Source organism: Caballeronia terrestris (genome assembly GCF_001544515.1).
Taxonomy (GTDB): domain Bacteria; phylum Pseudomonadota; class Gammaproteobacteria; order Burkholderiales; family Burkholderiaceae; genus Caballeronia; species Caballeronia terrestris.
In genome coordinates this window covers 1-2813 of sequence record NZ_FCOL02000246.1, presented here as the reverse complement: position 1 = coordinate 2813, position 2813 = coordinate 1, and the positions used below count along the sequence as shown (strand labels likewise).

The window sequence follows — 2813 nt, the reverse complement described above, 5'->3', positions numbered from 1 at the left end:
ATAGAAGCGACTTGGCTGCCACCGAAGTTCTCACACAGGTCCGAAGTGGCGTCTTGCCGTCGCCCGATCAAAGGGGAAGGGCGACGGCGGACCTCTTTGATGATTCCGCGAACGCTCATCTTTGACGCAGGGTCATAACCTGCGACGGCAGCCCTATGAAGAGCGCGGACGTTCGCGCGACGCATTGGGCGGCCCGGGGACCAGAAGCCTCCGTTGACGCCGCGCGACCTCCAAGCGCCGGAGAGAGTCGGATGAAGGGCGGTTATCGCGAATGGCGAGGCGCGCCACCGCGTGGTTGGTCCAGGCCTAAAGCCTCTGTGGGAAATTACCTTTCACCCAGATCCGGTTGTCCCAGCCTCTTTTGCCGACCATTCACTCCGAGACACGTCCGTCCAGTGCGCCACTCTCGCGATTCTTGTCCCGAGTCCCGGCGCCAACCATGTTCCTGCGCCATGTCGCTGGCGGCTCGCCGAACTCCCGCTTGAACGCGCGGTTAAACGAGGCTTCTGATTCGTAGCCGGCACCCTCAGCGATCGATGCCAGCGAGGAATCCGTCAGGCGCAGCTGTCGCGCGGCAAGCTGCAAGCGCCACTGGGCGAGATATTGCATCGGCGGTAGCCCGACCAGTTCTGTAAAACGCTGTGCAAGCCCCGAACGCGAGATGCCCACCTCGCGAGCGAGAGCATCAACCGTCCAGGCATAAAGAGGCCGCGAATGCATCAGCGCGAGTGCCCGCGCCACAAAACGGTCGCGCAATCCCGCCAGCCAGCCCTTGCGGTCATCGGCCATCGTGCCAACGTAGCGACGCACCGCCTCGACGAAGAGCAGTTCTGCAAGTTTGGTCAGGACCGTGGCGCTGCCCGCCTGCGCCGAGGCTGCCTCCTCGGTTGCGAACCGTAGCGACGATTCGAGCCACGGTGCTGCGGATCCGCGCATGCTCACCTTGAACAGCCTGGGCAGCGCGCAAAGCAGCGGATTTCGTGAATTATCCTGCGGCGCGAGAAAGCCGCACACCATTCGAGTGACCTCGCCGCCGCCGCCGTGGGTGAGCGTCATGACTTCACCCGGTTTCATTTCGACTTGGTTTGCCAGTAGCGGCGCGAGGACCTCGGGCGCCAGATCGGTGGAGCTGCCCAACACGTGGGTCTCGCCCTGCGGCACCACGATAACGTCTCCTGCCTGCGCCTGCACCAGGCTTGCCGGATCGCCCGGCAGCATCGCAAAGCACGTTCCCTCTGTCAGGAGATGGAACGAGACGACGCGCTCAGAAGGCGGCAAGTATGCGGAACAAAGCGCCGAATCAGCCTGCCCGATAACGCACCAGGGCGCCGAGAAGCTGCCGTCGAGGTGAACCGCCCCGATCAACTGGATGACGCGCAAGACATCGGAGAGAGCGTCCATGGTGGCGGTTGCGCAATGTTGGGGCCGCGCACAAGAAAGCTGGACGCCCGGCTATTCAATGTCGCGCCTACCGTCTGGATACTAGCACCGTGCCTGAAGGCCAACACACGCAAGAAGATTCGATTGAAGCAGTGGAGTCAGTAGGACCGCGACGTTCTCCGAGAGCCGCAGCGCAGGTGATGGACGAGTTGTAAGCGCTTGCTCCAAATGAGTTGACGATGCTTCCAGAGCTATATCGCGCTTCATACCATCGACGATTACCTACTGTTTTGCACGCCTTCGCCGCAGCGCCAGGAGTGAAAGGCTCAGGCGTCGAGGGGAAATGCGAATCCACTGGCGTGCACTCTGCCAATTCATTGGCCTTCGGAAGTAATGTCGCCGCGTTTTTCATAGCGCAACCAACCCTCGTCTCTCAGGAGCCAATCATGTCCGCAGTCAATTCGCCGTCTTTGCCCGGTACCCAACTCGCTTCGCTCAGGATGCGGCGTGCCGTTGCCGACGTTGAAACATCCGTCTCGCAGCCTTACGTTGATTCCGCGCGCTATGCTCGATGCGTGGAAGTGTCCAAGCGCATCCGGTGGGACATTGATCGCGACGTGCTTCGTCATCGCGAATTCGATTTCACGAAAAAATTCCTGCCTGACGGCTTGTCGTTCGTCGATCGGTTGCCGTTTCTGAGCGTCACCGAGCGGCGCCTGCTGTCGCAGATTCAGGGTCGTTCGTACGCAAATATCTTCGGTCTGGTCGAGCGTTTCATTGGAGCCAAGATCCTCGACGTGAGCCGCGACCACTGGCTCGGTGACCAGATTGCACTTGAGGCACTGGTTCGCTTCGCCGACGAAGAACTGAAGCACCAGGAGTTGTTTCGCCGCATCGAGACCATGATTGGTGCGGGGATGCCTGCGGGTTATACGTTCGAACCACGGCCCGATGACGTTGCTTCGGTCGTACTCGGCAAGTCGACCTGGTCGGTGCTTGCGCTGACCTGCCTCATCGAACTCTTCACGCAAGCTCACTATCGGGCCAGCATCGAGCCGGACGGCGAGCTTTCGCCCTTGTTCAAGGAGGTGTTTCTGTTCCATTGGAAGGAGGAATCGCAGCACGCAATTCTCGATGAAATGGAATGGGTACGGGAAGACGCGAAACTTACGCCACAAGCGCGCGATGAGGCCGTGGACGATCTCATTGGGCTGGTGGGCGCAGTCGATGGAATCCTGCGGGCTCAGTCGGCGGCAGACACGGGCTACTTCATCGGCCTGCTTGACCGCCCCATCGAGGATGTTGAGACCGAAGCCGTGGCGACGACCGTTCTGGCCGCGTATCGCTACCAGTACATCGTGTCGGGCGTGCAAATTCCGCGCTTCGGCGAAACGCTCAACGCGATGATCTCGCCGGAACAAGCGCTCCGGATT

General features: G+C 60.8%; 2 protein-coding genes. One reads left to right on the top strand and one right to left on the bottom strand.

Annotated features, from left to right (window positions below):
• Positions 1-372 precede the first annotated feature (372 nt).
• Positions 373-1401, bottom strand: coding sequence for an AraC family transcriptional regulator (locus tag AWB67_RS36005; protein WP_087660637.1), 1029 nt, complete (start codon positions 1399-1401; stop codon positions 373-375).
• Positions 1402-1826: 425 nt separating this feature from the next.
• Here AWB67_RS36005 and AWB67_RS36000 point away from each other — a divergent pair.
• Positions 1827-2813: hypothetical protein (locus AWB67_RS36000; protein ID WP_087660636.1), on the top strand; the 987-nt coding region annotated here is incomplete at its 3' end.

What these genes read in the sequence shown, in the direction of transcription:
- AWB67_RS36005 (WP_087660637.1), bottom strand. Translation starts at nt 1,401, where the DNA reads ATGGACGCTCTCTCCGATGTCTTGCGCGTCATCCAGTTGATCGGGGCG.